Here is a 6,890-nt window from a genome sequence, read left to right on the forward strand (position 1 = left end):
CATTGCATCACACGGCTGAATCTTGTTTAGAAGCGGCAGACCATCGATGTGAGTTCTGCCGCTAATGATGAGGCGAGCGCCATGGTAAACTGTGGCCTGATTCTACGACAACCCGCCGTGGTAAGGCGTCAGCACAGCCACGAAGCGGTTACGGCAAAGTACAACGCCCGGTACTACCGGGCGCGAAGTAACTGATCGTAGCTGTGCGAACGACGCTTCTCGCTAGCACATGACACTCTAGAACCGCATGTTCAAGTGTATCCGTGGCGCAAAGTGTCCTCGTAGAAGCGTCTTAGCTGACCGATAGCTAAACCAATGCATCCCGAAACGCGTAACGCATGCTCAGCTTGTATGCAGCTCAAGACCACAATTTTCCATCCTTACGATAACTGCTGAGTAAGCTGAGGGACAAGTTCGAACAGGTCGCCGACCAAACCATAGTCGGCCACGGAGAAAATTGGCGCTTCCGGATCTTTGTTAATAGCAACGATGGTCTTCGAATCCTTCATGCCGGCAAGGTGCTGGATTGCGCCAGAGATGCCCACGGCGATGTACAACTGCGGCGCCACGATCTTGCCGGTCTGGCCAACCTGCCAGTCGTTTGGCACGTACCCGGCGTCAACGGCGGCGCGCGAAGCACCCATGGCGGCGCCCAGCTTGTCGGCAAGCGGCTCAAGGATCTTGAAGTTTTCGCCCGACCCCATGCCGCGGCCGCCCGAGACAACGATCTTGGCACCCGTTAGTTCTGGACGGTCCGACTTGGCCAGTTCGCGGCTTACGAACAAGGACTTCCCCGAATCGGCGACGGCGCTCACCGTTTCGACAGTCGCCGCACCGCCTTCGCTCGCGGCGGCATCGAAGCCGGTGCCGCGCACGGTGATGACCTTTACCTTGTCGGCCGACTGCACGGTGGCGATCGCGTTGCCGGCGTAGATCGGGCGCTCGAAGGTGTCTGCGGCATTGACCTTGATGATTTCCGAAATTTGCGCGACGTCCAGCCTAGCTGCTACGCGTGGTAGAACATTCTTGCCGAAGGCCGAAGCCGGGGCCAAGATGTGCGAGTACGGGCTGCACACCGAAAGGATTTGCTCGGCTACGTTCTCCGCCAAGCCGTCGGCCAAGTGCGCCGCGTCGGCGACCAGCACTTTTGAAACGCCCGCGACCTTGGAGGCTGCTTCTGCAACGGCGGCGCAACCGCTGCCAGCGACCAAGATGTGGACTTCACCGCCGCATTGAGCGGCCGCCGACACAGTGTTGAGGGTGACGCCCTTAAGCGAGGCGTTGTCGTGCTCTGCAATGACAAGTGCAACCATGATGTTCCTTTGAATTTTTAGATGATCTTGGCTTCGGTGCGCAGCTTATCCAACAGCGTTGCCACGTCCGGGACGATAACGCCGGCCGAACGCTTGGCCGGCTCGGATACCTTGAGGGTCTTCAGGCGCGGAGTCACGTCAACTCCAAGGTCTTCCGGCCTGATCTGCTCCATCGGCTTTTTCTTGGCCTTCATGATGTTTGGCAGCGTGACGTAGCGTGGCTCATTCAAGCGCAGATCGGTAGTGACGATAGCTGGTAGGGAGAGCGCAACTGTTTCCAGCCCGCCGTCCACTTCGCGCGTTACCGTCACTTTGTCGTCTCCGAGCACGACTTTCGAGGCAAAGGTAGCCTGCGGCCAGCCAAGCAAAGCAGCCAGCATCTGCCCGGTCTGGTTGGAATCGTCGTCGATCGCCTGTTTGCCCAAAATGATCAGCTGTGGCTGCTCTTTGTCGACCAGCGCCTTCAGGACCTTAGCCACGCCCAGGGGCTCGATCTCAGAACCTGTCTCGACAAGGATCCCGCGGTCAGCGCCAATCGCCATCGCAGCGCGCAGGGTTTCCTGGGCTTGGGGCACGCCGCAGGTCACCGTCACGATCTCAGTGGCCTTGCCGGCTTCTTTCAAGCGAGTCGCCTCTTCCACGGCGATCTCGTCGAACGGGTTCGTCGACATTTTGACGTTGGCAATATCGACTCCACTGCCGTCGGACTTGACGCGGACCTTGACGTTATAGTCGACCACGCGCTTTACAGGGACGAGTATCTTCATTAGGTTCTTTCGAAAAAAAAATACGGCGATTTAAAATAAAGTGAGACTTTGATGCAAATAGTAGGTCCCCGGCTGGATCAACCTGACATGAGAAAGCGTCAGAAGCACATCAGCCGCGAAGAATTACCAACCGGAAGTAGAGACTCGTCGAACTAATGTTGCCGGATTCGGCAAATAGATGACTTCGGCACAATTCAACAGGTGATCGGCGCATCTCATTACGTCGCCCCCCGAGGTGCAAAGGCGTACAGAGTCGATGAATTTACGTCATTCGAAAATAATCATTAATTAGTTGAACATTCTAATATCGCGAATGCAAAGAAATTCTTCCAGCCGCGTACCGATCCATCAACTAACACAGCGTGAGATCGCAAAAATTTTCAAACGACGCAGCAATTCCTCGATGGCTTCGGCTTTTCAAAATATCTCCCCGTGTCACGAATAACCCTTCCACCAGACCCACACTGTGAATGAAAACATCGGGTGATCAGTCCAGTTGCTCGCTTTACCAAACACTGTGTTGAGCCCTGGCTGCTTCTCGCAACAGAGCCGAACGCGCGACTCGGCGCTCAACCAAAGCAACTAATAGAAGAGCAATGAAAGCCGGTAGGGGGGACACGATCAATACGCTCATCAAGCTAAAGTGACCGAGCAGGATTGCTGAGAGACCTGGGCCGATTGACTGCGACGCCGCAATGGCAATGTAAATAGCCCGGGTATATCGACCGCTGGCGTCGTTACTCGATGTTTGGGCCATGTAATACGCTAGTCCCATATTCCAAGCACCGGCCAGCAGCGATACAGAAACCGTAAACATTACTACCCCGTGCGAACACCACGTGAGTCCTAGAGAAGCGAAAAGGATTAGGGTTGTGATCACGAGCATGCGAACTCTGCTCCCAGCATCACCAAGAAACGCAGGCAAGAGAGCGCCCAGTCCGCTGCCAAGTAATCCAATGCCCAAAGCCCAGTCAACATCATTTGCAGAGAGGCCGTTCTCGGAGCCAAGCCGTTCGAGGAAACCCCAAACAATACTCAGACTTATGCCGAACAATACGAGGCCAGCTATTCCAGCGCGCGCGGGCCAAATACTTGCTGTCGGCTCTCGGGCGATCTGGGCATCAAGACGCCATGTATCCAGCCTCCCACCGATGTGGCGCGGAAGGAAAAATCCCAGCGCGATCGACACCGCAAACAGTAGCGCTCCGGATCCAATCGTGGCTTCGTAACCCAAGGTATGTCGAGAAACATTCAACAGCCATACCCAGACACCGTTGATAAAACATGAGAGGAGCAAGCCTGCCCCAAAGGCACGGTCAGGTTGGTTAGTGCGCGCCAGCAGACAGGAGGCCACGAGTGTGATGGTATTAGCGGCAGTTCCAGCCACAAAGCGCGTTACTGCGAGTGTCGTGAATCCCGTCATCGAGCCCGTGAGCGCGTTGGAAAGGATTGCAACGAGGCTGGCCAAAATGATGAGCGACTTCCACTGCACACGGGAAGTGGCCCAAAAAGCGAACAGCGCACCGAGCACGCAGCCGCCCTGCTCGATAGCCAAGATCCAACCAACTTCGCTAACGCTGAGATTGAGATGGTCAACGTATAGCCCGGCCATGATTGGCGAAACACTGATTAACACCACTGACAGGGCATAAATCCATGTAGTGGCGGCCATTGCCAACATGTTCAAAGGCGCGGATTGGTTCTGATGCATGGTGATTGCAGGTAGGGGTTACAGTGCGAGTATTTGGTATCCAACCTAGCTGCGCCTTGTAGGCGCAAGCGACGACTCGCCCGTTGAGCACCGGATCGCAGTCGGATAGCGCAGTATACCCGGCAATGACGGCGCGAATACATGTTACTTGGTACTCAACATTTTGATCGGCATGGCCAACATGCAGATGGAGTTTGCGACAACACAGGTTGTTTTAGCAACTACAGATGTTATCGCTACAACATTACCTAGACCTGCTCAGTCCAGTTATTGCTATTGCTGCGCTTACGAAGCGAATATCAAACAGCGGCGTCAGACTGCACGTATGCCTTCATATAAGCATTTTTCACTTTCACCTTGCCATCGCTGATAACGAAAAAGTCGCACCCGTGCATTTGCGCTGCCTGGCCGGCGGCGTCCTGGTACTCGAAGATCCACTCCGAAGCAGCCCTGCCATCGTCGCCGACGATAGGTTCTCCCATCGGCAACAGACGAGCTCCAGGGAAGGCCGCAAAGGTGTTAACCAGGGCTTCTCGGATCGCCGCATGGCCAAAGTAAGTCTTTCCCAGTGGGTCTTCGCCCATCACATCGTGATAAGTACCGTCAACTGAAAAGTACTCGAGCACTGCCTCGACGTCCTGTCGGTTCCAGGCGGCGCTGAGGTTGTCCAATAGTTGCTTCGACATACATTGAGCTCCTCTAGGGTAAATCGATGATTAAATGCAGGTTGTCCTTGCCGTTATTCAGCTGAATCGCAAGCGTAGGGTCAAGTAGTCAATGTATGCGTCAAGCAGAACTTTAGAGAGGTTTCAACCGGCCAATAAGGATTCCACTTGGGTAGCGGCTGGCAGACGTTGCTGCGCGCGTAACTAAGTTGCTCAACGCGATATCGGCGGTATCTGTTGCCGATTAGCATCGCTGGCTCAGAATAGCGTGCCGTTGGTCACCGCCGATATAGGCAAAGTCGATCGCCTGATCGTTGCCACCGCGCATACACATCGGTGTCCCAGTAACTACCGCTGCAACATATTGGCTGCGAGACGTGCCTACTGTAGCCGGCACTGCTCTCGCTTATTGACGTCCGAAGACCACAGAGTAGTGCTTAATGTCGGAGATAAGGAGGGATAGCATGTGTGTCTTCCGAGCGATCCGAATATGCTTGTCGGGCGTACCGTCTGTGTTTGGCCCTAGGCGGCATGAAGCTCGCTTCGGTTGAACTGGCATTGCTCAAAAAACCGAACAATGGTTGCGCAACCGGTAGCCTCTGTCGACCCAGTCCGACAGGGCTGAGGCATGCATTACATGATCAACCGGTAGTACGTAGTCTTTCACCACTCCGATTACGGCACACCGAAACCGACGATGACATCCGCATGCGTTCGCCGAGCCGTCTTGGCGACCTAGGACAACCGGCAAGATACAGGTGGGCTCAGTCTGTAACGACGTAGAAAGGCTTGGAAAGGTAGCGTTACCGCAACGGTAGCATTCATACTACATCAATCCGATGCGCAATTTGACCTACTTGAACCTCTTGCCGCTCGGTGAACCGCGGCAAGCTATGGACTCTACTTATGGAGTCGAATTGAACATGCCCTCATCCCTACGTACTCTCCCACGGAACGCCTCAGCCGATGATGTTGCCGAATGCCTCGACCGTGATGGTGGCGTAATCGTCGCCAATCTTATCGATGACGCCGTGATGGACGAGTTCATTGCTGACCTTCAACCGCACTTTGATCGTCAAACGTTCGGCTCTGGCTTCAGCGGTACTCGAACGCGCCGTTGCAACGCATTATTGGAACATTCCGATCGGACCGCTGACCTTATGCTCGCTCCGGCATTCATCGGTGCTGCCGAACGTATTCTAGTGCATGACGGTGTCTGGTCCGGTGCGAATCCCGATGGCACAACTACTGAAAAGCTGCGTATGCGGCCAACGATCCAGCTCTCGGTGACCCAAGCGATCGAACTTTGGCCTGGTCAAAAAGCGCAAGAAATCCACCGTGACGACAGCATGTATTACGCGCGCCACCCGGGTCCGCCATTGTTGGTGCAGGCACTTTTCGCTGGAACGCGCTATACGGCCGAGAACGGCGGGACGCTAGTGATCCCGGGAAGCCATCGTTGGGATGACGAGCGGATTCCACGACTAGAGGAAACCATTGCAGTAGAGATGCCACGCGGCTCTGCACTCATTTATGTTGGCGGAATGTATCACGCTGGGGGAGCAAACATTACTGAAGATGAGCGTCGCATCGCTATTGCTATCTCGTATACGCTCGGGTACATGCGGCAGGAAGAGAATCAATATCTTGCAGTCTCCCCTGCACGTGCACGCAAACTTCCCATGCGTGTTCGCGAACTGATGGGTTACCAGATGTGCAGCCCATTCTGTGGATGGGTCGATATGCGCGATCCAATGGAATGGCTCGAAGCGAACGCCGGCAGCACCATTGATAGTCGAGTGTAGCGTTGATGGTCCATGAGATAGCCTCTTGATCTGTCAGACACCGTCGATGCCGTATCGTTACGGATAGGAATAAGACTGTGAGTATGACTAGGAACAACCACGCCATCGAAGTTGTGACATTGTCCGAAGAGCGACGCCGGCGCTAATCAGTGCAAGAAAAGGCTGCGCTGGTCAAGGAAACGTACGAGCCGGGCATGAACGTATCGCAGGTGGGCCGCAAGCACAGCATCAGTGCCAGCCAACTGTTCAACTGGCGCAAGCTCGAGCGCGAAGGCGCCTTGGTGGCCGTGCATTCGAAGAATCGGTCGTGCCGGCGAGTGAGCTGGCAGCGGCACGCGCCCAGATCGCGCAATTGCAGCGCATGCTGGGCAAAAAGACAATACAAGCGGAGATCCTGCGCGACGCGGTCGACCTGGCCCGCGAAAAAAGTGGACTGCGCACTCACCCTTATTCGACAAGGACGGGCAGTAAAGCCTGTCTGCGTTGTCCTCGGTGTAGCGCGTTCGCACGTCATTGACATTCTTGCCCGGCCTGTGGATTGGGTCGACAGGTGCACTGTGGCCAGACTCGACCCTGTCGCTGATGCCATGATTGCCGGCCGTACGCGCCGAGATCACGGCGCTGCCGAC

5 protein-coding genes and 1 pseudogene are annotated in these 6,890 nt (G+C 55.3%); 2 read left to right on the forward strand and 4 right to left on the reverse strand.

The window, feature by feature from the left end:
- Nucleotides 1-380: 380 nt before the first annotated feature.
- The 4 genes from QPK29_RS33205 to QPK29_RS33220 form a co-directional block, all read right to left on the reverse strand.
- On the reverse strand, nt 381-1,313 hold the full coding sequence (locus QPK29_RS33205) for an electron transfer flavoprotein subunit alpha/FixB family protein (protein WP_371772393.1): 933 nt from the start codon (nt 1,311-1,313) through the stop codon (nt 381-383).
- 17 nt (nt 1,314-1,330) lie between these two features.
- Nucleotides 1,331-2,080, reverse strand: a complete 750-nt coding sequence (locus tag QPK29_RS33210) for an electron transfer flavoprotein subunit beta/FixA family protein (protein ID WP_371772394.1) — start codon at nt 2,078-2,080, stop codon at nt 1,331-1,333.
- A 505-nt stretch (nt 2,081-2,585) separates the two neighbouring features.
- On the reverse strand, nt 2,586-3,791 hold the full coding sequence (locus tag QPK29_RS33215; protein ID WP_371772395.1) for an MFS transporter: 1,206 nt from the start codon (nt 3,789-3,791) through the stop codon (nt 2,586-2,588).
- Nucleotides 3,792-4,090: 299 nt separating this feature from the next.
- Nucleotides 4,091-4,477 (reverse strand): nuclear transport factor 2 family protein, encoded by a 387-nt coding sequence (locus QPK29_RS33220; protein ID WP_371772396.1) that lies wholly within the window; start codon nt 4,475-4,477, stop codon nt 4,091-4,093.
- 818 nt (nt 4,478-5,295) lie between these two features.
- Here QPK29_RS33220 and QPK29_RS33225 point away from each other — a divergent pair.
- On the forward strand, nt 5,296-6,261 hold the full coding sequence (locus tag QPK29_RS33225) for a phytanoyl-CoA dioxygenase family protein (protein WP_400189954.1): 966 nt from the start codon (nt 5,296-5,298) through the stop codon (nt 6,259-6,261).
- Between the two features lie 83 nt (nt 6,262-6,344).
- Nucleotides 6,345-6,809, forward strand: a pseudogene (locus QPK29_RS33230) (transposase); the annotation flags it as partial.
- Between the last annotated feature and the right edge of the window lie 81 nt (nt 6,810-6,890).

Source organism: Massilia orientalis (assembly GCF_030411975.2).
Taxonomy (GTDB): domain Bacteria; phylum Pseudomonadota; class Gammaproteobacteria; order Burkholderiales; family Burkholderiaceae_D; genus Telluria; species Telluria orientalis.

Bases quoted from the DNA above. Each gene is read 5' to 3' on its own strand.
- QPK29_RS33210 (WP_371772394.1), bottom strand. From the start codon at position 2,080: ATGAAGATACTCGTCCCTGTAAAGCGCGTGGTCGACTATAACGTCAAG.
- QPK29_RS33205 (WP_371772393.1), bottom strand. From the start codon at position 1,313: ATGGTTGCACTTGTCATTGCAGAGCACGACAACGCCTCGCTTAAGGGC.
- QPK29_RS33215 (WP_371772395.1), bottom strand. From the start codon at position 3,791: ATGCATCAGAACCAATCCGCGCCTTTGAACATGTTGGCAATGGCCGCC.
- QPK29_RS33220 (WP_371772396.1), bottom strand. From the start codon at position 4,477: ATGTCGAAGCAACTATTGGACAACCTCAGCGCCGCCTGGAACCGACAG.
- QPK29_RS33225 (WP_400189954.1), top strand. From the start codon at position 5,296: ATGCGCAATTTGACCTACTTGAACCTCTTGCCGCTCGGTGAACCGCGG.